The 23,392-nt window shown below is 73.7% G+C and carries 23 protein-coding genes and 2 tRNA genes; 14 read left to right on the plus strand and 11 right to left on the minus strand.

All coding sequences use genetic code 11. The features are described 5' to 3' along the window. The first annotated feature begins 135 nt into the window (after positions 1-135). On the plus strand, positions 136-1,431 hold the full coding sequence (locus tag AB0C22_RS11240) for an Ig-like domain-containing protein (RefSeq protein ID WP_219467753.1): 1,296 nt from the start codon (positions 136-138) through the stop codon (positions 1,429-1,431). A 196-nt stretch (positions 1,432-1,627) separates the two neighbouring features. Here AB0C22_RS11240 and AB0C22_RS11245 read toward each other — a convergent pair. Beyond that, positions 1,628-1,700: transfer RNA gene (locus AB0C22_RS11245), tRNA-His, on the minus strand. 99 nt (positions 1,701-1,799) lie between these two features. Then, positions 1,800-2,390 (minus strand): oligoribonuclease, encoded by a 591-nt coding sequence (gene orn, locus AB0C22_RS11250; protein ID WP_091251653.1) that lies wholly within the window; start codon positions 2,388-2,390, stop codon positions 1,800-1,802. A 73-nt stretch (positions 2,391-2,463) separates the two neighbouring features. Between orn and AB0C22_RS11255 the strand changes: the two genes are divergently transcribed. Continuing rightward, positions 2,464-3,723 (plus strand): glycosyltransferase family 87 protein, encoded by a 1,260-nt coding sequence (locus AB0C22_RS11255; protein ID WP_208567410.1) that lies wholly within the window; start codon positions 2,464-2,466, stop codon positions 3,721-3,723. 255 nt (positions 3,724-3,978) lie between these two features. Here AB0C22_RS11255 and AB0C22_RS11260 read toward each other — a convergent pair whose 3' ends face one another. Then, positions 3,979-4,710: a YcnI family protein gene (locus tag AB0C22_RS11260; protein ID WP_357534722.1), complete on the minus strand. Its 732-nt coding sequence runs from the start codon at positions 4,708-4,710 to the stop codon at positions 3,979-3,981. Between the two features lie 17 nt (positions 4,711-4,727). Beyond that, positions 4,728-6,383, minus strand: coding sequence for a copper resistance protein CopC (locus AB0C22_RS11265; RefSeq protein WP_357015899.1), 1,656 nt, complete (start codon positions 6,381-6,383; stop codon positions 4,728-4,730). 337 nt (positions 6,384-6,720) lie between these two features. Between AB0C22_RS11265 and AB0C22_RS11270 the strand changes: the two genes are divergently transcribed. The 3 genes from AB0C22_RS11270 to AB0C22_RS11280 are packed head-to-tail and all read left to right on the plus strand — an operon-like array spanning position 6,721 to position 9,048. Then, on the plus strand, positions 6,721-7,248 hold the full coding sequence (locus AB0C22_RS11270; protein WP_219467745.1) for a MauE/DoxX family redox-associated membrane protein: 528 nt from the start codon (positions 6,721-6,723) through the stop codon (positions 7,246-7,248). Then, positions 7,241-7,957, plus strand: a complete 717-nt coding sequence (locus tag AB0C22_RS11275) for a thioredoxin domain-containing protein (RefSeq protein ID WP_357534725.1) — start codon at positions 7,241-7,243, stop codon at positions 7,955-7,957. Before AB0C22_RS11270 ends, AB0C22_RS11275 begins: the two co-directional genes overlap by 8 nt. Then, positions 7,954-9,048, plus strand: coding sequence for a hypothetical protein (locus AB0C22_RS11280; RefSeq protein WP_357534727.1), 1,095 nt, complete (start codon positions 7,954-7,956; stop codon positions 9,046-9,048). Before AB0C22_RS11275 ends, AB0C22_RS11280 begins: the two co-directional genes overlap by 4 nt. Positions 9,049-9,170: 122 nt before the next feature. Here AB0C22_RS11280 and AB0C22_RS11285 read toward each other — a convergent pair whose 3' ends face one another. Genes AB0C22_RS11285 through AB0C22_RS11300 form a run of 4 tightly spaced genes read right to left on the minus strand, consistent with a single transcriptional unit; the run spans position 9,171 to position 11,846 of the window. Beyond that, positions 9,171-9,935, minus strand: a complete 765-nt coding sequence (locus AB0C22_RS11285) for an ATP-binding cassette domain-containing protein (RefSeq protein WP_357534729.1) — start codon at positions 9,933-9,935, stop codon at positions 9,171-9,173. Further along, positions 9,932-10,702 (minus strand): cobalt ECF transporter T component CbiQ, encoded by a 771-nt coding sequence (gene cbiQ, locus AB0C22_RS11290; protein ID WP_219467737.1) that lies wholly within the window; start codon positions 10,700-10,702, stop codon positions 9,932-9,934. The genes AB0C22_RS11285 and cbiQ overlap by 4 nt, the downstream gene beginning before the upstream one ends. Before the next feature lie 14 nt (positions 10,703-10,716). Further along, positions 10,717-11,130, minus strand: coding sequence for a PDGLE domain-containing protein (locus AB0C22_RS11295; RefSeq protein ID WP_208567418.1), 414 nt, complete (start codon positions 11,128-11,130; stop codon positions 10,717-10,719). Continuing rightward, the gene (locus AB0C22_RS11300; protein WP_219467734.1) at positions 11,127-11,846 is read right to left on the minus strand and encodes an energy-coupling factor ABC transporter permease; all 720 of its coding nucleotides are present in this window, start codon (positions 11,844-11,846) and stop codon (positions 11,127-11,129) included. Before AB0C22_RS11300 ends, AB0C22_RS11295 begins: the two co-directional genes overlap by 4 nt. 303 nt (positions 11,847-12,149) lie before the next feature. On the opposite strand from AB0C22_RS11300, the gene bcp reads away from it, so the two are divergent. The 4 genes from bcp to AB0C22_RS11320 all read left to right on the plus strand — a co-directional run bounded on the left by bcp (position 12,150) and on the right by AB0C22_RS11320 (position 14,244). Then, positions 12,150-12,626 (plus strand): thioredoxin-dependent thiol peroxidase, encoded by a 477-nt coding sequence (gene bcp, locus AB0C22_RS11305; protein WP_219467731.1) that lies wholly within the window; start codon positions 12,150-12,152, stop codon positions 12,624-12,626. A 31-nt stretch (positions 12,627-12,657) separates the two neighbouring features. Next, entirely contained in the window at positions 12,658-13,560 is a 903-nt protein-coding gene (locus tag AB0C22_RS11310; RefSeq protein ID WP_219467729.1) for a helix-turn-helix domain-containing protein, read from the plus strand. A 5-nt stretch (positions 13,561-13,565) separates the two neighbouring features. Next, a tRNA-Leu gene (locus tag AB0C22_RS11315) sits at positions 13,566-13,651 on the plus strand. 65 nt (positions 13,652-13,716) lie between these two features. Next, complete coding sequence (locus AB0C22_RS11320; RefSeq protein WP_219467728.1) at positions 13,717-14,244, plus strand: GNAT family N-acetyltransferase; 528 nt, start codon at positions 13,717-13,719, stop codon at positions 14,242-14,244. Between the two features lie 153 nt (positions 14,245-14,397). Here the strand turns inward: AB0C22_RS11320 and AB0C22_RS11325 are convergent, their stop codons facing one another. The 3 genes from AB0C22_RS11325 to AB0C22_RS11335 all read right to left on the minus strand — a co-directional run bounded on the left by AB0C22_RS11325 (position 14,398) and on the right by AB0C22_RS11335 (position 16,860). Further along, positions 14,398-15,477 (minus strand): expansin EXLX1 family cellulose-binding protein, encoded by a 1,080-nt coding sequence (locus tag AB0C22_RS11325; protein ID WP_357534732.1) that lies wholly within the window; start codon positions 15,475-15,477, stop codon positions 14,398-14,400. 63 nt (positions 15,478-15,540) lie between these two features. Continuing rightward, on the minus strand, positions 15,541-15,858 hold the full coding sequence (locus tag AB0C22_RS11330) for a hypothetical protein (RefSeq protein WP_219467725.1): 318 nt from the start codon (positions 15,856-15,858) through the stop codon (positions 15,541-15,543). Positions 15,859-16,026: 168 nt separating this feature from the next. Beyond that, positions 16,027-16,860, minus strand: coding sequence for a class I SAM-dependent methyltransferase (locus AB0C22_RS11335; protein WP_357534735.1), 834 nt, complete (start codon positions 16,858-16,860; stop codon positions 16,027-16,029). 126 nt (positions 16,861-16,986) lie between these two features. Between AB0C22_RS11335 and AB0C22_RS11340 the strand changes: the two genes are divergently transcribed. The 5 genes from AB0C22_RS11340 (at position 16,987) to AB0C22_RS11360 (ending at position 23,379) form a co-directional block, all read left to right on the plus strand. Then, a complete protein-coding gene (locus AB0C22_RS11340) occupies positions 16,987-18,027 on the plus strand; it encodes an LCP family protein (RefSeq protein ID WP_357534737.1) in 1,041 nt (346 codons plus the stop codon). Positions 18,028-18,195: 168 nt separating this feature from the next. After that, the gene (locus AB0C22_RS11345; protein ID WP_208567425.1) at positions 18,196-19,047 is read left to right on the plus strand and encodes a MurR/RpiR family transcriptional regulator; all 852 of its coding nucleotides are present in this window, start codon (positions 18,196-18,198) and stop codon (positions 19,045-19,047) included. 12 nt (positions 19,048-19,059) lie between these two features. Next, entirely contained in the window at positions 19,060-20,712 is a 1,653-nt protein-coding gene (gene hutU, locus AB0C22_RS11350; RefSeq protein WP_357534739.1) for a urocanate hydratase, read from the plus strand. 55 nt (positions 20,713-20,767) lie between these two features. Then, complete coding sequence (locus AB0C22_RS11355; protein WP_357534741.1) at positions 20,768-22,027, plus strand: allantoate amidohydrolase; 1,260 nt, start codon at positions 20,768-20,770, stop codon at positions 22,025-22,027. Continuing rightward, entirely contained in the window at positions 22,024-23,379 is a 1,356-nt protein-coding gene (locus tag AB0C22_RS11360) for a formimidoylglutamate deiminase (protein ID WP_219470720.1), read from the plus strand. The genes AB0C22_RS11355 and AB0C22_RS11360 overlap by 4 nt, the downstream gene beginning before the upstream one ends. The last annotated feature ends 13 nt before the right edge of the window (positions 23,380-23,392 follow it).

The raw sequence follows: 23,392 nt of genomic DNA on the forward strand, positions 1-23,392 counted from the left end.
CGGCACGGGCCGGTGACCCATCGTCATCGCACCCCGCTCGGCGGCGTGTTTCAGTTCACCCTTCGCAACCGACGGGCGTGCCGCCGCGTCTGTGAGGGACGATGGGACATCGGGGACCACGACTGTGAGGGAATCATGCGAGTTGTCCAGGACCACCTGACCGGGCGTACCGGTCGCCGCCGGGTGCTCGCGGCGGGGGTCCTCGCCGCGGCGCTGGCCCTCACCTCCGCCTGCACCGGCTCGGGCGGCGACAAGCCGTCGAGCTGGCAGGGCGGCGGCGAGGAGGCCGCGCCGAAGGCCAGCGCGACGATCACCGAACCGAAGGCCGACGCCACCGACGTCCCGGCCTCCACCGGCATCGTCTTCACCGCCAAGGATGCCAAGGACACCACCGTCGCGCTCACCGACGCCGCCGGCAAGGCCGTCGAGGGCAAGCTCGCCGCGGACGGCGCGAGCTGGCTCCCCGACGGCACCCTGGAGTACGGGGAGAAGTACACCGCCACGGTGACGGCGACCGGTGAGGACGGCAAGCCGGCGACGGCCACCAGTGCCTTCACGGTGATGGCCAAGCCGGACAAGCAGGTGCGGGTCACCAGCTTCCTCGGTGACAACCAGGTGGTCGGCGTGGCCATGCCGCTGATCGTGAAGTTCGGTCGGGCCGTGCCGGAGGACTACCGCGACGACGTGCAGCGCCGGATGACGGTCACCAGCACCCCGGCCCAGGAGGGCGTCTGGCACTGGGTCAGCCCCACCGAGGTCCGCTACCGGCCCAAGGAGTTCTGGCAGTCGGGCACCACGGTGTCGTACCAGGTGCGGGCCGGCGGGCTGCCGATGGGCGGCGGCTGGTACGGCCGGTCCGACCTGACGGTGGACGTCAAGGTCGGCCCGTCGGTGGTGATGCAGGTCGACAACAAAACCAAGCGGATGACCGTCACCAAGGACGGCAAGGTCGTCAAGACGATCCCGGTCAGCCTGGGCAAGAAGAGCACCCCGTCGTCCAGCGGGACGATGGTGGTGATCGAGAAGCTCCGCAAGACGGTCTTCGACACGATGGAGGAGCTGGGCCCGGAGGAGGGCTACCGCACCAAGATCGACTATGCCCAACGGCTCACCTGGGGTGGCGAGTTCATCCACGCCGCCCCCTGGTCGGAGGGTCAGCAGGGCACCACGAACGTGTCGCACGGCTGCGTCAACGTGTCGATGAAGGACGGTGCCTGGCTGTTCGCCAACACCAAGATCGGTGACCCGATCACGGTCAAGGGCACCGAACGCAAGCTCCAGAACGGCAACGGCTGGACCGACTGGAACATGAGCTGGGACCAGTACGTCAAGGGCAGCGCCCTGCCGTACGACCCGGACGCCGGGCAGCCGGACACCGACGCCTCCCCCGACGGGGCCACCGCCACGCCGAGCGCCGAGCCGACGCCCTGACCGACCGCAGCCGGCCAGCCGGGTCCTGACCGACCGGCCCACGCCGATCTTCCACGACCGGCCCCCGTCATCAGGCGGGGGCCGGTCCGCGTGCGGGGTGTGCTGCCCGCCGGGCCAGCCCCCGGCCCCCCCTATAACGACTCAGGCCCCCTCGATTGAGGGGGCCTGAGCTGCGGTGGAGCAGATCCACCAACCGGGTGACTGATGGGAATTGAACCCACGACAACCGGGACCACAACCCGGTGCTCTGCCAACTGAGCTACAGCCACCATGCCGTCCGCGCCGGTTTCCCGGGCGGGTGCGGACTAATAATAGCCACACCCGGACGGGGGCCGTCCAGCGGGTTCCGCCGGCCGGCCGGCACCGGCCTAGAGCTGTGCCGCGATCGCCTTCGCCGTCTCGACGTCCGGGCCGGGCAGCGGCACGAACAGGGTACGCCGGTAGTACTCCAGCTCCCGGATGCTCTCCTGGATGTCGGCCAGGGCCCGGTGCGCCAGCCCCTTGCGCGGCTGGCCGAAGTACACCCGGGGGTACCAGCGCCGGCACAGTTCCTTGATCGACGACACATCGATCATGCGGTAGTGCAGGTGGGCGTCGAGCCGGGTCATGTCCCGGGCGATGAAGCCCCGGTCGGTGGCGATCGAGTTGCCGCACAGCGGCGCGGTACGCGGGTCCTTCACGTGGCTGGTGACGTACTCCAGGACCAGGTCCTCAGCCTCGGCGAGGGTGACGGTGGAGCGGCGCACCTCCTCGGTGAGACCCGATTTGGCGTGCATGGTGCGGACGACCTCCGGCATCGCCTCCAGGGCCGCCTCGTCGGCGTGGATGACCACGTCCACACCCTCACCCAGCACGTTGAGGTCGGGGTCGGTGACCAGTGCGGCCACCTCGATCAGCTTGTCGCTACCGAGGTCGAGCCCGGTCATCTCACAGTCGATCCAGACGAGAAGGTCAGCCACCGGGACAGACTACGCGCAGCCCAGGTGCCCGCGCCTCGGCACTGTCGCGGGGTGGGACCGCTAGGGTTTCCCCGTGCCCGCCGAATCCGTCGCTTCCCCCGTCAACGCCCCGGAGGACCAGCGGAGCCGTACGGCCCGCCGGGTCGTCACGGTGGTGGCGTTGGCGGCCGTGCTGCCGGCGCTCTACCTGCCGGGCCTGGTGCACGACTTCTTCGACCTGAAGATCTACATGCGGGCGATGGACTGGTGGGCGTCCGGGCATCCGCTCTACGACTACGTGCAGCCCGACCGGGTGCAGGGTGAGCTGTACTTCACGTACCCGCCGTTCAGTGCCCTGCTGTTGCGGCCGTTCGGGGTGCTGCCGCTGGGCCTGACGATCGTCATCTTCACCGCGCTGACCTGCGTCGCCGTCGTGGTCACCACCCGCTGGCTGGTGCTGCCGGTGATCGAGCGGCACGGTCTGCACCGGACGTTCGCGCTCACCGTGGCGGTGCTGCTGGTCTTCGCGGTGGAGAGCACCCGGGAGACGATCACCTTCGGTCAGATCAACATGCTGCTGGTGGTGCTGATCCTGGCCGACCTGCTCTTCGCCGTACCGCAGGCGCGACGGTGGGCCGGGGTGGGCGTCGGGCTGGCCACGGCGCTCAAGCTCTTTCCGGGCATCTTCATCGTCTACCTGCTGGTGACCCGGCGCTGGCGGGCGGCCGTGGTGGCGAGTGTCACGGCGGCGGCGGCGACGCTGCTGGCCGCCGCGGTGGCCCCCCGCGACTCGTGGCGGTTCTGGACCCACGAGTTGTGGGCCACCGACCGGGTCGGGCGCACCGACTACACCGGCAACCAGTCGCTGTTCGGGCTGCTCAGCCGGATCGACGCGCCGCAGGAGCCGAACCGGCTGCTCTGGCTGGTGCTGGTCGTGGCGATCCTCGGGTACGGGCTGTGGCGGGCGGCCCGGGCCGCCGCGGCCGGCGACTGGTTGACCGGGCTCACCCTCACCGGACTGGTCGGCGGACTGGTCAGCCCGATCACCTGGACCCACCACATCTACTGGTTCATTCCGGCGGTGGTGGTGCTGGTGGACGCCGCGCTCGACGCCGACCGGGAGACCGAGGCGGGGGCGCGACGCCGTCGCCGGCTGCTCACCCTCGCCACCGGCACCGGCCTGGTGATCGTCTACGGGGTGGTCTCGTTCTACGACTGGGGGGTGGCGCCGGCCCGCACGGACACCCCCTGGGAGTTCCTGCTGCGCAACGCGTACGTGCTGCTGGCGCTGCTGCTGCTGGTGCTGCTGCCGGTCCGACGGGAGCGGCGGTCGACCGGTCGACCGACCCCATAAAGGGACAGATATTCCACTATCCGACTTTTAGCGGTAATCTGGTGTCAGCCAGTCATGGCTCGCAGCGCACCGATCCCCCGGTGAAGACGGCCCTCCGCGTCGGCAGCGCGGAGGGCCGTCACCGCGTCCACGCCCGTCCGACGCCACCGCGTCCACGCCCGTCCGACGCCACCGCGTCCACGCCCGTCCGACGCCACCGCACGACGCGTCCGGCCCGCCGGACAGGTCCGACGGGCCGGTGCGCGGTGGAACGGGTCAGGACTTCGGCGTCGGCTCCCGCCGGGTCCGGGCGAAGGCCAACCCGCCGAGGGCCAGCCCACCGAGCCCCGCCAGCAGACCGACGACACCCAGCACGACCGCGATCGAACCCGAGTCGTCGTCATCGTCGTCGTCCTTCGCGGCCGGCGCACCCGCCGCCGGGGCCGCCGAGGGCGACCCGGCCGCCGCGGTCAGGGTCAGCACCGGCGCCGGGTTCTCCGGCTCCTCCGCGCCCGGCGTGGGCTCCTCGATCCAGCGCGACACGTTGCCGTCGGAGTAGGTCTGGAGCGTCTTGAGGACCATCTTGTCCACCTGCGGCAGCGGACCCAACGAGATCGGGAACTCCTGGAACTCGCCAGGCTTGACGCCCCCACCGGCGGCAGCCGTCCAGGTCAGCTTGGACACCGCCTCGGTGAGCTGGCTGCCGTGCACCTCGATCGGCGGGTCCACCTTGCGCTTCTCCACCGCCACCGTCCACCCGGGCACCGGCATCGTGGAGACCGAGCCGACCGGGGCGTTCTCCGGCAGGTTCACCTCGATCTTGACGGTGGAGGCGGTGTCGCTCTCGTTGGGCACCCGGATGGCGAACCGGCCGTAGCCGCCCTGGGTCGCCTCCTTCGGGTTGACCGTGACGTGCGCCGCGGCCGGCCCGGTGAAGCCGAGCACCGTGGCGGTGACGGCGGCGAGGGTGAGCGCGGCGGCGGATACGGAGCGCCGGATACGGATCATCGGGGACGGGCCCTTCCTTACTTGATCGGCACGGTGGCGGTCACCGTGGCCTGGTCGATGTCGGACGTACGGACCGTGAAACGCAGTTGCCACTGGCCCGCCGACGGGAAGCTGAACTCCCCCGTCGCGTGGTTGTCGGTGAGCTTGAGCAGCGGAATGTCGATCGGTTCCACCCCGGCCGAGGGCAACGCGGCGGTGGCCTTCCACTCCACCACCGGCTGCGGGCGGTTGTCCGGCGTGTAGGCGTACAGGTGCATCGAGTTGTTGCCCCGCTCGGCCGGGTCCAGCTCCACCTGGAGCGAGAAGAGCGGGCTGGTCAGCGTGGTCGAGTAGTAGCCGGCGTCGGCGCCGGATCCACCGTCGACGGCGGTCCGGGCCGGCGGGGTCTGCACCAGGGTCGCCGTGACGCCGAGGATCACCGCGGTGATCGCCAACTCCACCCACACCGCGCGCCGCACCGGCACCGGCCGGGCCGCCGCGGTCCGCCGTCGCACCAACTGTCGGGAGTACGCGGCCACCCCCACCACCAGCGCGAACAGCCCGATCTTGGCGAGCAGCAGCCGGCCGTACGTGGTGCCGGTGAGGGCCGCGACGGTGCCCACCTCGATCAGCCCCTGCACGACGCCGGCCAGCAGCAACGCCGCCACCGCCAGCGCCGCCCAGCGGGACCAGATCGGCAGGATCGCCCCCAGCTCCCGCTCGTCGGCCCGGCGCAGCAGGAACCCGGCCAGCATCACCAGCCCGCCCAACCAGACCGCCATGCTGCCCAGGTGCACCGCGTCGACGAGCACCGACACCGCCGGTGCCGGGGAGGCAGCCGGGTGCCCGGCCAACGGCCAGGTGAACAACCCGGCCACCCCCAGCCCGGTCAGGATGATCCCGTCGGTACGCCCCACCGGCCCCCGGGTCAGCGGCCGGAGCAGGAACACCGCCGCCGCCAGCAGGCCCAGCCGGATCAGGTGTGCGGTGCCGTACCCGCTGCCCAGCACCTCGGACAGGCCCTCCCCGGTGACGTCGAACAACCCCCCACCGGCGGTGTACGGCACCTGCATCCACACCTCGGCCACCGTCGCGACGGCGAGCAGCCCCACCCCGGACCAGAGCAGCCGGGCAGGCCCCCGCCGGGACAGCCGCAGCGGCCAGAGCGCGGCCAGCACCAGCGCCGGACCCACCACCAGCAGCAGACCGGCGTACCCCAGGTATTTCGTCACCTTCACGCCGACCCCGACCACCGGGTCGGCCCGGCTGTCCGAGCCGGCGTCGGTCGGTGGCGTCGACGGCGCCCCCACCGAGTAGGTGAACGCACCGGACACCGGGTGGCTGTCGGCGGAGATCACCCGGTAGCTGACCAGGTAGGTGCCCTGCGGTCCGGCCGGGTCCACCCCGATCGTCACCACCGAGCCCTCGAAGCGGGGTTCGCCCCGATCCGCCCGGGAACCGTCCGGGGCGATGACCCGCACCTTGTCGGGCACCTTGCGGACCGACTCGCTGAACGTCAGCACCACCTCCGACGGGGCGCTCGGCACCACCGCCGAGGCCACCGGGCTGCTGCTGGACAACACGGCGTGGGCGCTCGCCGGCCCGGCCGGGGCGAGCAACAGGGCGACGAGGGTGATCAGCAGGCCGGCGGCGGCACCCGCGCGGGCCAACCAGCGACGATCGACGGCGTTCATCCCGCCATGCTCGCTGACCGGAGGCCGATACGCCCACCCGGCCACCCCACGACGGCACGGCGCGTCCACGGCGGCCGGGGCGCCTGCCGTAGGTGGTGGGACGTCATGAACGGGTAGTCGTTCGGCGGTGGGGAAAAGTTCCCGGCGTGAGCGGGACCATTCAAAGGGTCGAAGGACCCTGCCCCTCCCCGCCACGCCGCGTAGCGTGGCTAGTCGTGATCCCCGCCCACCGCGCCCCCTCCACCACCACCGGTGACGGCCCGCTGACCGGCCACTGGCCACCGGCGACCCGGCGACCACCCACCCCGGGGAACCCACCGACCGGGCGGTACGACCAATGGGCGTGACCGCAGCGCGTACCCCCGCCGGCCGTTGGCCCGTCGTCCGGCCCTGGCTCGGCCTCGCCGCCCGGCTCGGCCTGGCCGCCGTCTGGCTGTTCGCCGGTGGGGCCAAGGTCGGTGACCTGGCCGCCTCCGGACGGGCCGTCAACGCATACCAGGTGATGCCCTACCAGGTGGCGACGGCGATCGGGGCCGCGCTGCCGTTCGTGGAGCTGGCGCTGGGCCTGCTCCTGCTCGCCGGGCTGGCGACCCGGCTGAGCGCCGGGATCTCCGCCGCGCTGCTGGTGGTCTTCATCGCCGGCATCGCCTCGGCCTGGGCGCGCGGCCTGGCCATCGACTGCGGGTGCTTCGGCAGCGGCGGGCAGCTCGCCGCCGGCCAGGCCCCGAGCTACCTCCCGGAGATCCTCCGGGACCTGGGATTCCTGGCGCTGGCCGGATTCCTGCTGATCTGGCCCCGTAGCCCGTACTCGGTGGACGGCTGGCTCGCGGGCGACCCACCCGTGGAGGAGGACGACGATGAGTAGTCGCAAGGAACGCAACCAGGCCGCGCGGGTCGTCCGCGAGCAGCTCGCCCGCGAGAAGCGCCGCAAGCGGACCCTCTGGACCTCCGCCGGCGCGGTGGTGCTGCTGGTCATCGCCGGCCTGATCGGGTGGAGCGTCTACTCCAGCCAGAAGTCGGACACCTTCACCGCACCGCCCGGGGCGAACGACGCCGGCACCGGCGTCGTGCTCGGCACCGGGCCCGTCACCATCGACCTCTACGAGGACTACCTCTGCCCGGTCTGCAAGGAGTTCCAGCAGACCAGCGGGGAGACCATCAACCAGTTGGTCTCCTCCGGCAAGGCCAAGGTGGTCTTCCACCCGGTCGCCTACCTCAACCGGTTCTCCACCACCGAATACTCCACCCGCTCCTCGGCCGCGTCCGGCTGCGCCGCCAAGGGCGGCAAGTTCAAGGAGTTCACCGACGCGCTCTTCGCCCAGCAGCCGCCGGAGGGCAGCGCCGGGCTGAGCAACGACCAGTTGATCGACATCGGCGCGGGCGTCGGGCTCGACAAGGACGACTTCGGTTCCTGCGTCAAGGACGGCACGTACACGGCGTGGACCGAACACGTCACCGAAGACGCCAGCAAGGACGGGGTCACCGGCACCCCGACCCTCAAGGTGAACGGCACCGCCGTGTCCGACCGCAGCCCGGCCGGCATCACCGCAGCGGTGGAGGCGGCCGGCAAGTGACCCCGGCACCCCTGCGGCGGGCCGTCCTGCTGCTCGCCGCCGTACTGTTCGGCCTGCTCGGCTGCGCCGCACCGGCGTACGCGCACGGGGCGGACGCCCCCGACGGCACCGACTACCGCACCACGGTGACGGGGATCACCCCGGCCCGGTCGGGGCTGACCGCGCGGGCCGTCGAGGCGGGTGCCCGGCTGGAACTGGTCAACCACTCCGACCGGGACGTCGAGGTGATCGGCTACTCCGGGGAGCCGTACCTGCGGGTCGGGCCCGGCGGGGTGTACGAGAACGTCCGCTCCCCCGCCACGTACCTCAACCGCACCCTGGCCGGGGACACCGCGCTGCCCGCCACCGCCGACCCGGCCGCCGCCCCGCAGTGGCGTCGGATCGGCGACGACAGGCGGGTCCGCTGGCACGACCAGCGGGCCCTGTGGCGGGAGACCGGGGTGCCCGCCCCGGTGGCCGCCGACCCGGGCCGGAAGCACCGGGTCCGCGACTGGACGGTGCCGTTGCGCGACGGCGACGAACCGGTCGAGCTGCGCGGCACCCTCGACTGGGTGCCGCCGCCGGACCCGTACCCGTGGTGGGTGGCCGCCACCCTCGGCGTCCTGCTGGTCGGCGCGGCGGGGCTGCTGCCGGCCGGCACCGGCGCGGGGACCCGGGCGCTGCGCGGCGTCGGCGCGGTGCTCGCCCTCGGTGGTGCCGCCGCCGTCGCCCTGGTGCTGGGCCGGGAGCTGGACGCCGGGGCGCAGGGCGTCGGCGGGGTGCTGCTCGGGCTGGCCGCCGGGCAGCTCTGGCCGCTGCTGACCGGGCTGGGTGCGGTGGCCGCCGGGGGGTGGGCGTTGGCCCGCCGGCCCGCCGCCGACTTCGTGCTCGCGCTGGCCGGGGCGTGCCTCACCCTTGTCGTCGGCGTCGCCAACCTGACCGTGCTGTCCCGCGCCGTCGCCCCCGCGCCCTGGTCCGGCGGCGTCGCGCGGGTGCTGCTGACCGGGGTGCTGGTAGCCGGGGTCGGCGCGGTCGCCGCCGGCCTGCTCCGGCTGCACGCCGCCACCCGCGCCGCCGCGCCCCGACCCGCCGCCGACCCGGCCCGGACCTGACCGGCGACCCGGGGTGCCCCGTCGCCGTCCGGCCCGGGACCCGAGCCGCCGCCGGTGGGCCCCGCCGGCCGGCACCGAACCCGCCCCCACCGCAGCGCGGGGGGGTCGCCTGTCGGCGCTGGTCAGCCGATCGGTCGGGGGTGGAAGCCGTAGGGCAGTTCCAGGCGGTGGCGGGAGAGCAGCTCCGCGTCGGCGAGCAGGTCGGCGGTGGGGGCGTCGGCGACGATCCGGCCGGCGTCCAGGATGACCGCCCGCTCGCACAGCTGGGCCGCGTAGGGCAGGTCGTGGGTGACCATCAGCAGGGTCACCGGCAGGGCACGCAGGATCCCGGCCAGCTCCCGGCGGGCCGCCGGATCCAGGTTGGACGACGGCTCGTCGAGGACCAGGATCTCCGGGCGCATCGCCAGCACGGTGGCCACCGCCACCCGACGACGCTGCCCGAACGACAGGTGGTGCGGTGCCCGGTCCCGGTGCTCGGCCATCCCCACCGCGGTCAGCGCCTCATCCACCCGCGCGGCCAGCTCGGCCCCGCGCAACCCCAGGTTGGCCGGGCCGAACGCCACGTCCTCGGCCACCGTGGGCAGGAAGAGCTGATCGTCCGGGTCCTGGAAGACGATGCCCACCCGGCGACGGATCTCGGCCAGGGTGTCCCGGTCCCGGGACACCGTCAGCCCACCCACGCTCACCACCCCCTCGGTCGGGGTGAGGATGCCGTTGAGGTGCAGCACCAGCGTGGTCTTGCCGGCGCCGTTCGGGCCGAGCAGGGCCACCCGCCCACCGCGCGGCACGGCCAGGTCCACCCCGGCCAGGGCGACGTGACCGTCCGGGTACGCGTACCGGACGCCACGGACGTCGAGGGAGACAGCGGTCTGCACGTACCCGATCATGTCAGGACGACGGCGGTGGCGGCGATCGTCACCGCCACCAGCGGCACCGTGGCCGCCGCCACCCACTGCCCGGCGGTCGCCGCGCCGGACCCCTGCCAGACCGCCGGCATCCGCCCCGTGTAGCCCCGGGAGAGCATCGCCAGGTAGACCCGCTCACCACGTTCGAAGGCCCGCAGGAACAACGCGCCCACCCCGGCGGCGAAGCCGCGCAACTGCCACAGGAAACGCGGGTCGTCGCCCCGGGAGATCCGGGCCACCCGCATCCGGCGGGCCTCACCGACCAGCACGTCGAGGTAGCGCAGCATGAACGTGGCGATCTGGGTGATGATCTGCGGGCAGCGCAGCCGGTCCAGGCCGACGATCAGGTCCCGGGTGGTGGTCGTGGCGGCCAGCAGCAGCGACGCGAGCACCCCCAGGGTGCCCTTGGCGACGATGTTCCACGCCCCGTGCAGGCCGTCCACCGACAGGCTCAACCCGACGAACTCCGTGCGCGCGCCCGCCCCGAGGAACGGCAGGGCGACCGCGAACAGCACGAACGGCACCTCGATCGTGGCGCGCAGCAGCAGCCAGCGCGGGCCGACCCGGGCCAGTGCGGCGACGACGGCGACCAGCACGGCGTACCCGCCGAAGGCCCAGAACGCCTCGCGCGGGGTGGCCACCACGGCGATGGTGAACAGCACCATCGCGGCGATCTTCACCTCGGGCGCCAGCCGGTGCACCGGGGAGGGGGTGTCCCGGTAGAGCACGTGCGCGTGTCCGGCACCCACGTCGTACCGCCCGGTCAGCCGGCGGTGCCGGCGGGCTGCCGGTCGTCACGCGCGCCGCCGTCGGTGCCGGCCGGCTGACCGTCACCGCCGGCCGGGCGGCGACCACGCAGCAGCCAGAACAGGCCACCACCGACGGCGAAGGTGAGCAGCACCCCGACCACCCCGGACAGGCCCGTGGAGAGGAAGCCGTTGTCCACGCCCCGGATGCCGTAGTCGGCCAGCGGGCTGTCGGCCAGCTCATGGTCCTTCGCCTGCCGGGCCGGGCAGGAACCGCCGGTGATCTCGTCGTCGGCGTTCACCGTGCAGCCCTTGAGCAGCGACGAGTCCAGACCGTCGGGGTGCGACGAGGCGTAGTTGCTGACCACCCCGGCCAACACCAGGGCGACCAGCAGGCCGACCGCCACGAAACCCCAGGAACGCTTCCTCACCGGGCACCTCCGACAGCCGGGACAGGGGCCGGCACGGTCGCCGGCTTCAGCGCGCGCAACGCGTACACCAGATCGGGTCGGACCTTGGCCACGGTGGCGACCGTGGTCGCGGTGATCAGCCCCTCGCCGATGCCGATCAGCAGGTGGACCCCGGCCATCGTGCCGGCCAGGCCGGTCAGGTTGCCGCCCAGGTCGGTGGTGCCGCCGAGCCAGTACTGCACGACGAACCCCTGGGAGGCGACGACCACGCTGACCAACGCCGAGACGAAGGCGGTCACCGCCAGGCCGGTGGGGGTGCGGGGCAGCACCCGCAGCAGGCCGGCGATCAGCAGGTACGCCGCCGCGGTGCCGAGCAGCGCCATGTTGGTGATGTTCAGGCCGAGCATCGCGACGCCGCCGTCGCCGAAGACCAGGGCCTGCACGATCAGCACCACCGACACGCAGAGCGCGCCGACCCAGGGGCCGACCAGCAGGGCGGCGAGCGCGCCGCCGAGCAGGTGACCGGAGACCCCGGCCGTGAAGATCGGGAAGTTGAGCATCTGCACGGCGAAGATGAACGCGGCGACCAGGCCGGCCATCGGCGCGAGCCGGTCGTCCAGGTCACGTCGGCCGCGCAGCACGCAGAAGGTCAGGGCGGCCAGCGCGACGGCCGCGAAGACGCCCGCGACGGGACCGTTGATGATCCCGTTCGAGATGTGCATCGCCAGGGTTTCCACATGACCTCCAGTCGGCCGGCGTGCCCAGCCTATTTCCCGCTGGCTGTTGTTGCCAAGATGCGGCAACAAGGCACTGCGTCGTTCACCACCGGGCCATCGCCCGGCCGCCCGGGCCCCGCCCACGCGGGTGGAACACCGGACCATGCGGGTCGTCCCGAAGAACCGGCTTCCGCACGCCCGCCGGGTGCACCGGCCGGCCCGGAGCACCAGCCGGCCCGAACGGCCCAGGGGACCGCCACCACGTCCCGGGCGCCCCGGCGGGGATCAGCCGGCACGTCACCCCCCGACGGTAGGGTCGTCGCCATGACCGCGCCCGACCGGCTCGCCCCCGGCGACCCCGCCCCCGACTTCACCCTCCCCACCGACACCGGGGAGACGCTCGCCCTGGCCGCGCTGCGCGGTCGCCGGGTCATCCTGTACGCCTACCCGGCCGCGATGACCCCCGGCTGCACCAAACAGGCCTGTGACTTCCGTGACTCGCTCGCCTCGCTCCAGGCCGCCGGTTACGAGGTGGTCGGCATCTCCCCCGACCAGCCCGCCAAGCTGGCGAAGTTCCGCGAGCGCGACGCCATCACCTTCCCGCTGGTCGCCGACGTCGACAAGGCGGTGCTCACCGCGTACGGCGCCTTCGGCGAGAAGCAGTCCTACGGCCGTACGGTGACCGGGGTGATCCGGTCCACCTTCGTCATCGACCCGGACGGAAAGATCGAGCACGCGTTCTACAACGTCAAGGCGACCGGCCACGTCGCCAAGCTGCGCCGCGACCTCGGCCTCGACTGAACGCGTCACACCTCGTCGCTACTGTGCGCGCATGACCCGATACAGGTACACGCCGGAGATGCTCGCCCAGGCGGCGGCGCAGTCCCGCAGCATCGCCGACGTCCTGCGCGTTCTCGGGGTCCGGTTCAGCGGTGGTTCACACGCGCACATCAGTCGTCAGCTCAAGCGGCTGGGCATCGACACCTCGCACTTCACCCGCCGTCCGGGCGGGGGTGGCCGACCGTCCGGGCGGCGTACCCCGTCGGTCCAGGTGTTGCGGCCACTGCCGGCGGGTTCCCGACGGGTGCCGGGCGCCCGCCTGAAGGCTGCGCTGCGTGACATCGGCGTTCCCGACGAGTGCGAGGGGTGCGGCACCAACCCCGTCTGGCAGGGGCGGCCGCTGACCCTGCACGTCGACCACCTCAGCGGCGACTTCCTCGACAACCGGCCGCCGAACCTACGGCTGCTCTGCCCGAACTGTCACAGCCAGACCCCGACCTACGCCGGGCGTCACCGGTCCGGCGGCGGAGCCCGCCAGTCCGGTGCGGTGCCCGACGTCGCCGTCCCGCCGCCGGCCGCGTACCGTCCACCAGCCCCGGCACCTGTCGACGCGGAGCGGGTCGCGGAGGTGATCCGACAGGTCGAGGCGGGTGTCATCGGGCCGAGCGAGGCGGCCCGGCGGATCGGCTGCCACCGCAACCACGTCACCCGGCTCCGCCACCGGCTCGCCACCACCGGCACCGCCGCCGCCCCGCTCCGACCGCGCAGCGGCTCGCCGCACCAGGAAACCGTCCTCCGGTACGCACTGGCCCGTCCCGATCTGGGACCACGGAAACTCGCCGCGTTCATCCGCGAGGCGACCGGCGACACCTACGTCGTCAGTCACGGGACGGTATCGAACATCCTGCGCCGGGCCGGGCTCTCCACCGTTTCCGCGCGACGCTCTAAACTCTGACGCGAGCGGGAGTGGCGGAATGGCAGACGCGGTAGGTTTAGGTCCTATTGTCCGAAAGGACGTGGGGGTTCAAGTCCCCCCTCCCGCACCACACGACCCTGTCGGGAGGGTCACGATCGCGGGCGCACGACGCGTCGGCGCAGCAGGATCGACAGGGTGAGCCTGCGTTTCGTCCTCGACCCCGATCTCACCCCCGCCCTGCGCGAGCAGATCGTCGACCTGTGGGTCGAGGTCACCAACGCCGGCGGTGCGGTCGGCTTCGTCGCCCCGGTCACCACTGCCGACGTACGCCCCGTCGCCGAGGCGACCTTCGCCGCCGTCACCGACGGTCCGGACCGGATGCTGGTCGGCTACGAGAGTGACCGACCGGTCGCGGTGTTGTTCCTCGCCGACAACCGGTTCGGGTTGAAGGCGCACTGGGGCATCCTCAAGCGGGTGATGGTGCACCCGGCCACCCAGGGGCGCGGCCACGGGCAGGCCCTGATGCGGGAGGCCGCCCGGCGCGCGCCCGAGCTGGGTTGGCGGGCGCTGCACGTGACGGTGCGCGGCGGGCTGGGCCTGGAGAGGTTCTACGACCGGCTCGGTTACCGCGAGGTGGGCCGGCTGCCGGGCGCGCTGCGGGTGGCAGCCGACGACGACCGGGACGAGATCCTCATGTGGCGGGACCTGGACACCCCGGACTGACCGTCCGACGGACCGCGCTCGACCGCCGCCGGGTCGACCCGGCGGCGTCCGGCCGGCCCCGCTCCCGACGGACGGGCCGCTCCGGCGACCGGGCGACGCGCGGCTGGTCCCGCCGAGCCGAGGCGGGCAGCGGCGGTGGAGGACCGGCGGGAGTCAGCCCCGGGACGTGCAGTCGACCGGCCGGCCCGCGCCCGGCTCCGCCTTCGACGCGGCGAGCGCGGGCGGGTCGCTGACCTGCGGTGCACCTGGTGAACTGGCGGAGGCGACCGCCGACGGGCTGGCGGTGGCCCGGGTCGGGCTGGCGGCGGGGCTCGGGGAGGACGGCCGGCTGGTCGGGTTCTTCCGCGCGGCGGGGGCGCTGCCGCCGTACATCTTCACGGTGCTGCGCTGGACCCGGCCGGGGGACATGGTGACGCCGCTGGCGGTGACGCGGTGGCCGTACACGTCGGTGACCCGGACGGCGTACGGGCCGGGACCGGCACCCGAGTCGATCTGCCAGTAGTTGTAGTCCTGCCGGGCGGCGGTACGCCAGGCGCCGGAGCCCTGGCGTACCTCGACGGCGCGCAGCGGGTTGCCGTGCTCGGCGACCAGCACCGCGAACCAGTACTGCGACGCGCCCTCCTTGATCCGGAAGGTCAGCGGGCCGGACAGTGGCGGGTCGACGGCCGCGCGGTAGCTGACGTTGACGATGCCCTGCACCGGGTCGGCGATCCGGGCGAACGCCTCGCGGGAGAGGTCGACGTGCCCGGGGGCGCACTCCGGGCACTGGTCCATGATCAGGACCCGGACGGTGCCCCGCGGGCCGGTGACGTCGAGGTACCCGCCGCAGGCCGCGCCGGAGCTGTACTCGGTGGGGCCGAGGGCCACGTACATCCGGTCGGCCGGGGCGGACGGGTAGGAGCAGTTCCCGCCGGCCCCCTTCGAGTCGTAGAAGGTGGCTTTCCCCTTGTGGACCGTACTACCGGTGGGTGGGGCCGCCAGTGCCAGCCGCCCGGCGGCCACCGGCCCGGCACCGGCCAGCGCGACCGGCGGGGCGGCGCAGGCGGGGGCGGCGCCGGAGCGCAGCGCGAGGCTCAGCCCGAGCACGGTGGCGAGCGCGGCGACGCCACCGGCGGCCAGCCAGCGGCGGCGTCCGCCACCCTGGGCGCGGCGACGCCCCGGCCCGGGACGCGCGGCGGGGGCGCGACCGCCCGGCCCGGGGTCGGGTTGCTGGGACACGCTGCCATCGGTCACGCCGACCGATGCTGCCGCAGGCGACGACCCGGGGACAAGCGGGCTAAGCGAAAGCTAAGCCGGTCAGCCGATCCGGTTACGGTGGAGGCCCGACGCGATCACGGTGAGCGACTGCAGCGGTTCGGCGGTCTCCGGCCGGGTACGCAGCAGGTCCTCCAGGCGGACCCGCCAGCGGCCGGCTTCGACGGCGGCGGCCTCGGGCGTGGTCCGGGCCCATGGCAGCAGCCGCCGCCGGGTGTCCTGGAGGGAGCCGGCGTGGTCGGGGCCGAGCAGTTCACCGAGTTCGGCGCGCAGCCAGTCGAAGAGTTCGTCGTCGGGGACGCTCGCGACGATCAGGCGGGCCATGTCCCAGGCCACGCGGGGGTGGTGGAGAACCTGCATGCCGACTCCTCCGTCGATGGTGGCGATTCGGCAATCATCGATCCGGCACCGTGCCGGGGGCAACACCCGGCCGGCGGAGTACGGCTCGGCCGTCCGGCACCGGTCGGGCACGGCGGCCCGCCCCACCCGGGTCCACGGCGGTCGCCCCGGCTCCGCGGGGCGGGCCGCTCACCAGGCGACACCGATGCCGTCGCCGGGGTACCAGTGGTCGAGCGGGGTCTCGCGGTAGGCGAGGAACCGGCGGCCGGTGCGTTCGGCGTGTTCGGCGAGCACCCCGGTGGTGGTGACGTTGTCGGTGAGCAGGATCGCGCCGGGGGCCAGCTTCGGCTCGACGGCGTCGAACTCGCGGCGTTCGTGGTCGTGGCTGTGGTCGCTGTCGTGCAGGAACAGGTCGACCGGCCGCTCCAGGGCGGCGATCGCGGTGACCGAGTCGCCGACCACCAGGTCGATCACGTCGGCCCAGGGTGCGCTGCGGGCCAGGTAGCCGGCCTCCGGGTTGACGTCCAGCGAGGTGAGCCGGCCGGGGTGCCCCTCGGCGGCGTTGCGCAGCAGGGCGGCGGCGAGGACGCAGCTACCCAACCCCTTGTCGGTGCCGGTCTCGACGACGTGGGTGGGCCGGGTGGCCCGGACGATCGCGTACCAGCCGACCCGGCGCGCGTAGCGGACCCGCCGGTCGGCCAGGCCGCGCCGGGCGGACCGGGCGGTGGCCTGTTCGATGTGCCGGCGCAGCGTCGCGTCGCCGGTGATCTCGGCGAGGTGGCCCCGGACCCGGGCCACCGGGACGTCGCAGACCACGCTGACGAACCAGGTCAGGTGCTCCCGGCTGAGCCGGGTCAGTTCGTAGGTGTAGTTGTGGTGCTCCCGGGAGGTGGCCAGCCAGCGGGCCGAGGTGCGCAGCACCTTCGCGTCGTACCTGGCGACCCTGGCGAGCCGCCCGGGGAAGGCGGCCACCGGTGCCAGCGGGGTGCGGGCGATGGCCCGGCGCAGTCTCGTCGCATCCACGGCGCGGTTTCTATCAGCCGCAGGTGACGGGCGGCTGAACGTCCAGCGTACGGCGGCTTTTCGGGCCTCGGGCCGTCGGGCGAACGTGGGCTGCCGTACTGGGTGGCGGCTCAGTAACATGCGGCCGTGCCAGCAGGTGAGAACGTTTCGGAACCCGCTCCGACCCGGTCCGACGACGCCCCGGGGTCGCCGCCGAAGCGCCGACGGGGCTGGCGGATCGCACTGATCGTGCTGCTGGCCCTGGCCCTGCTGGGGGCGGGTGGCGTCGGCGCGGGCGCGCTCTATCTGCGCTCGGTCGACAAGGACGTCGAGCGGGTGGACGCCTTCACCGGGGTGCCGACGCAGAACCGACCGCCGGTGGTGGCCCGGGACGCCATGAACATCATGATCCTGGGCAGCGACTCCCGGGACCCGGAACGGACCGAGGGGTCCCGCACCGACACGATCATCCTGGCCCACCTGCCGAAGGACCGGAAGAGCGCCCAGCTCGTCTCGATCCCCCGGGACACCTGGGTCCGCGTACCCCGGTCGGCGGACGGCCGGCACGGCGGCCGGACCGCGAAGATCAACGCGGCGTACGCCTGGGGTGGGATTCCGCTGATGGTGCAGACCGTCGAGGAGTTCACCCGGGTGCACGTCGACCACGTGGCGGTGGTCGACTTCGCCGGCTTCCAGGAGATCATCGACGCGCTGGGCGGGGTCGACATCACCGTCGACCACCGGTTCACCTCGATCCACCCGCCGCTGCGCACCTTCCCCGCCGGGCGGCAGACGATGGACGGGGCGACAGCGCTGGACTACTCCCGGCAGCGCAAGCAGTTCCCGGACGGCGACTTCGCCCGGATCCGGCACCAGCAGCAGGTGATCCGGGCGATCCTCGACAAGGCGGCCACCGGCGGCATCCTGACCAGTCCGGGGAAGCTCAACGACTTCGTCCGGGCCGCCTCGTCGTCGGTCTCCGTCGACCGGGAGATGTCGCTGCTGGACCTGGCGACCGAGCTGCGCGGCCTGCGCGGCGGCAACCTCACCTTCGTCACCAGCCCGTCGCGGGGCACCGGCCGGGTGGGCACCGAGAGCGTGGTCTTCGCCGACGAGCAGAAGTCCGAGGCGTTCTACGACGCGGTCCGCCGGGACGCCACCGCCGAGATCGTCCGCGCCGCCCGCTGAGGCGGACGGCGACCACCGGCCCCGACGGCAGGCACCCCGCGGCCCGGCGGCCCGGCGGCCCGGCGGCCCGGCGGCCCGGCGGCCCGGACGACGATCGCCTGTCCGGACGGCGTCGGGCCGGGGGGGGCGGTGGTTGCTCCTGAAATATTTCATGCATAGAGTCGCGGCATGAATGACGGAGCCGTCGCCGCGCCGCCGGACCGGCTGCTCGACCTGTTCCACGGGGTCCGGCTCACCCCCACCCAACGGCGCATCGCGCACTGCCTCGTGCAGCACGCCGCCACCGTGGCCTACCTGTCGGCGGCCGAGGTGGCGGAGCTTGCCGGGGTCAGCCAGCCGTCGGTGACCCGGTTCGCCGTGGCGCTGGGCCACGACGGCTACCCGGCGCTGCGCCGCCGGCTGCGCGAGCTGACCGCCGCCGGGCCCGACGGTCGCCCCGACGACGGCAACGAACTGCAACTCGCGGTACGCGCCGAGATGGCCAACCTGGACCGGCTGGCCGGCGAGCTGGCCGACCGGGACAGGATCGCCACCGCCGGTCGGCTGCTCGCGGCGAGCCGCCCACTGCCGGTGCTCGGCCTACGGGCCGCCGCGCCGCTGGCCGCCTACTTCGCGTACTTCGCCGCCAAGGTGCTGCCCGACGTCCGGGTCCTCGACGACGGAGGCAGCCTGCTCACCGACCGGCTCGAACAGGCCGCCTCGGCCGGGGCTGACGCGCTGCTCGCCTTCGTGCTGCCCCGCTACCCCCGGGAGACCCTCGACGCGCTGCGCGCCGCCCGCGACGCCGGCCTCACCGTCGTCGCGATCACCGACTCCCCGGTCAGCCCCGCCACCGAGTACGCCGAGCTGGTGCTCCCCGCCGCCGTCGGCACCGACCTCGTCTTCGACCTGCACACCGCCCCGATGACCCTGGCCATGGTGGTGCTCCAGGCGATCTGTGACGCCGCCCCGATCCAGACCCAGCGCCGCCTGGAGGCGTTCGAGTCGTCCGCCGCCCGTCGTCAGTTGTTCCTCGGCTGAGAGGAGTACGCCATGCACCAGCCCGTCCGTGCCGCCCGTGGCACCACCCGTACCGCGCAGGGGTGGCCGCAGGAGGCCGCCCTGCGGATGCTGATGAACAACCTCGACCCGGAGGTGGCCGAACGCCCCGACGACCTGGTGGTCTACGGCGGCACCGGGAAGGCGGCCCGGGACTGGCCGTCGTACCACGCGCTGGTGCGCACCCTCACCGGACTGCGCGACGACGAGACGATGCTGGTGCAGTCGGGCCGCCCGGTCGGGGTCATGCGCACCCACGAGTGGGCCCCCCGGGTGCTGCTGGCCAACTCCAACCTGGTCGGCGACTGGGCCACCTGGCCCGAATTCCGCCGGCTGGAATCCCTCGGCCTGACCATGTACGGGCAGATGACCGCCGGTTCGTGGATCTACATCGGCACCCAGGGCATCCTCCAGGGCACCTACGAGACGTTCGCCGCCGTCGCCGCGAAGTGCTTCGGCGGCAGCCTCGCCGGGACGCTGACCCTCACCGCCGGCTGCGGCGGGATGGGCGGGGCGCAACCCCTCGCGGTCACCATGAACGACGGCGTCTGCCTGATCGTGGACGTGGACCGCACCCGGCTCGACCGGCGGGTGCACGACCGCTACCTCGACGAGGTGGCCGACTCGCTCGACGACGCCGTCGCCTGGGTGCTGGCCGCGAAGCGGGACCGGCGGGCGTTGAGCGTCGGTGTGGTCGGCAACGCCGCCACCGTCTTCCCCGAGCTGCTGCGCCGGGGCGTCGCCGTCGACGTGGTCACCGACCAGACCAGCGCACACGACCCGCTGTCGTACCTGCCGGAGGGGGTGGAGTTGGCCGACGCGCGGGACTACGCGGCGGCCAAGCCGGCCGAGTTCACCGACCGGGCGCGGGCGTCGATGGCGAAGCACGTCGAGGCGATGGTCGGTTTCCTCGACGCGGGCGCGGAGGTCTTCGACTACGGCAACTCGATCCGGGGCGAGGCCCAGTCGGGCGGCTACGCGCGGGCGTTCGACTTCCCCGGTTTCGTGCCGGCGTACATCAGGCCGCTGTTCTGCGAGGGTAAGGGGCCGTTCCGCTGGGCGGCGCTCTCCGGCGACCCGGCCGACATCGCCGCCACCGACCGGGCCATCCTCGACCTGTTCCCCGAGAACGAGTCCCTCGCGCGGTGGATGCGGCTGGCCGGCGAACGGGTCGCCTTCCAGGGCCTGCCGGCCCGGATCTGCTGGCTGGGCTACGGCGAGCGGGACGTCGCCGGGGTGCGGTTCAACGACATGGTCGCCGCCGGGGAGCTGTCCGCGCCGGTCGTGATCGGCCGGGACCACCTGGACTGCGGCAGCGTCGCCAGCCCGTACCGGGAGACCGAGGCGATGGCCGACGGGTCCGACGCGATCGCCGACTGGCCGCTGCTCAACGCGCTGGTCAACACCGCCAGCGGCGCATCCTGGGTGTCGATCCACCACGGCGGTGGGGTGGGCATCGGCCGCTCCATCCACGCCGGTCAGGTCTGCGTCGCCGACGGCACCGCGCTGGCCGGGCAGAAGATCGAACGGGTGCTCACCAACGACCCGGCGATGGGCGTCATCCGGCACGTCGACGCCGGCTACGACACCGCCCGCGACATCGCCGAGCGCGACAACGTCCGCATCCCCATGGCCGAGCACCGGTGAGCGCGAGGAGCGCAGCGCAGCGGAGCCCCGCAGTCGCGAACGAAGGGGAAACCGCGTGAGCGGTCTTGCCGGGCGGTTCCGGGAGTTGTGGGACGAGATCGCGCCGGTCGGCCGGGACGCCGACAGCGGCGGCTATCTGCGGTACGCGCTGACCCCGCCGGAGCTGCGGCTGCGGGAGTGGTTCCGGGAGCAGGCCGACCTGCGGGGCATGCCGGTCAGCGGGGACGGCAACGGCAACCTGTTCGCCTGGTGGGGCGACCCGCCCACCGACGGGCCGAACACCGACGGGCCGAACACCGACGGGCCGAACACCGACGGGCCGGCCGGCACCGGGGCGGTGCTGACCGGCAGCCACTTCGACTCGGTGCCGCACGGCGGGGCGTACGACGGGCCGCTCGGCATCGTCAGCGCGTTCCTCGCCGTGGACGAGCTGCGGGCCGCAGGCGTCACCCCGGCCCGGCCGGTGGTGGTGGCCGCGTTCGTCGAGGAGGAGGGGGCCCGGTTCGGCGTACCGTGCCTGGGGTCGAGGCTGCTCACCGGCGAAATCGACGCCGACCGCGCGGCCGGGCTGCGCGACGCGGCCGGGGTGAGCTTCGCCGAGGCGCTGGGCCACCGGCCGGCGGGGGCCGACCCGGCGCTGCTCGGCCGGTTCGCCGCGTTCGTGGAACTGCACGTCGAGCAGGGGCGGGCGCTTGTCGACGCCGACGCGCCGGTCGCGGTGGCGAGCGCCATCTGGCCGCACGGCCGGTGGCGCTTCGAGCTGCGCGGCGAGGGCAACCACGCCGGTACGACCCGGATGGCCGACCGCCGCGACCCGATGCTCACCTTCGCGTTCACCGTGCTCGCGGCGAACAAGGAGGCCCGGCTGCGCGGCGCGCACGCCACCGTGGGCCGGATGTCGGTGGAACCCAACGCCACCAACGCGATCGCGTCGACGGTGACCGGCTGGCTGGACGCGCGCGCGGCCGAACCGGACACCCTGCACGACCTGGTCGAGGCGGTCCGGGCCAAGGCCGCCGAGCGGGCCCGCCGCGACGGCACCGAGCTGACCGTGACCCGGGAGTCGGCCACCCCGCTGGTCACCTTCGACGGCGGGCTGGCCGACCGGCTGGCGGGGCTGCTGGCCGCGCCGGTGCTGCCCACCGGGGCCGGCCACGACGCCGGGGTGCTCGCCGCGCACCTGCCCACCGCGATGCTGTTCGTGCGCAACCCGACCGGGGTGTCGCACTCCCCCGCCGAGTCGGCCGCCGACGACGACTGTGCGGCCGGGGTGGTCGCGCTGGCCCGGGTGCTGGAGGAGCTGGCATGCCACTGACCCGTTGGCTGGCCGAGCAGGCGTGGCTGCCCGATCATGCCGCACCGACCCCGGACGTACTGATCGAGGCCGAGGACGGCCGGTTCACCGCCGTCACGCCGCTGGCCCGGGGCACGTCGCCGCAGACCGGAGTCGAGGTGCTCGCCGAGGCGGTACGGCTGCCCGGCCTCACCCTGCCCGGCCTGGCCAACGCCCACTCGCACGCCTTCCACCGGGCGTTGCGCGGGCGTACCCACGGCGGGCGGGGTGACTTCTGGAGCTGGCGGGAGCAGATGTACGCCGTCGCCGGCCGGCTCGATCCCGACTCCTACCTGGCGCTGGCCCGGGCCGCGTACGCGGAGATGGCGCTGGCCGGGGTGACCTGCGTCGGCGAGTTCCACTACCTGCACCACGGCCCCGACAGCCGGCCGTACGACGACCCGAACGCGATGGGTGCGGCGCTTGTCGAGGCGGCGGCGCAGGCCGGTATCCGGATCACCCTGCTGGACGCCTGTTACCTGACCGCCTCGGTGGCCGGGGAGCCGTTGGTCGGGGTGCAGCGGCGCTTCGGTGACGGGGACGCGCTGCGCTGGGCGGAACGGGTCGACGGGTTCCGGCCAGCCGGGGCGCACGCGCTGCGCGGGGCGGCGATCCACTCGGTACGCGCGGTGCCGGCGGACCAGCTCGCCAGCGTCGCCGGGTGGGCGTACCGGCAGGGTGCCCCGCTGCACGTGCACCTGTCGGAGCAGCCCGCCGAGAACGACGCCTGCCGGACGGCACACGGGCGTACCCCGACCGGGCTGCTCGCCGACCGCGGGGTGCTCGGTCCGGACGTCACCGCCGTGCACGCCACCCACCCGACCGGTGCCGACCTGGCCCTGCTGGCCGAGCACCGGACCGGGGTGTGTCTGTGCCCCACCACGGAACGGGACCTGGCCGACGGGATCGGGCCGGCCCGGCTGATGGCCGACGCCGGCATCCCGCTGAGCCTGGGCAGCGACAGTCACGCCGTGGTCGACCTGTTCGAGGAGGCCCGCGCGGTGGAGCTGGACGAGCGGCTGCGTACCCGGCGACGCGGGCACTTCACCGCCGCCGCGCTGCGCGACGCGGCCACCGTCACCGGGCACGCCGCGCTGGGCTGGGCCGACGCCGGCCGGATCGCCGTCGGGGAACGCGCCGACCTGGTGACCGTACGGCTGGACAGCCCGCGTACCGCCGGGGTGCCGCCGGTGGGGGTGTTCTTCGCGGCCACCGCCGCCGACGTCGACCAGGTGGTGGTCGACGGGCGGCAGGTGGTGCGTGACGGCCGGCACCTGACCGTGGACGTGCCGGCTGAGCTGCGCGCGGCGATCGCGGCGGTGACCGGTGACTAGCCGGGTCCCGGCC

The organism is Micromonospora sp. NPDC048894 (assembly GCF_040649765.1).
GTDB classification, from domain to species: domain Bacteria; phylum Actinomycetota; class Actinomycetes; order Mycobacteriales; family Micromonosporaceae; genus Micromonospora; species Micromonospora antibiotica.